Annotated in this window: 1 protein-coding gene; it reads left to right on the top strand. The window is 46.1% G+C overall.

Features of this window, described 5'->3' with window-relative positions; translation table 11 throughout:
* On the top strand, positions 1-258 hold a 258-nt coding region (locus tag SB660_RS21830), incomplete at both ends, for a condensation domain-containing protein (protein WP_410584527.1).

Here is a 258-nt window from a genome sequence, read left to right as displayed (position 1 = left end):
GGGGGAATATGATCTTGTATTTGAAATGTGGGAAGAAGCATCAGGCATGGATCTTACGATTAAATACAGCACCGAATTATTCGACGAAGCAGAGGCGGCCAGACTTTTCAGCCAATTTGTACAGGCCGCTGAAGCTTTGACGGCGAATCCGGATATGCTGCTTGAGAACGTTTCTCTCATGACAAAAAGAGAGGAGCACATGATTCTTAAGACTTGGAATGAGACAAGCCGGGAATATCCGGATGCCTGCTTCCATGA

This window comes from Bacillus sp. SIMBA_005, from assembly GCF_046535585.1.
Classification (GTDB): Bacteria; Bacillota; Bacilli; order Bacillales; family Bacillaceae; genus Bacillus; species Bacillus pumilus.
The sequence above is the reverse complement of the archived record's forward strand: the minus strand, read 5'-3'. Positions and strand labels throughout refer to the sequence as shown.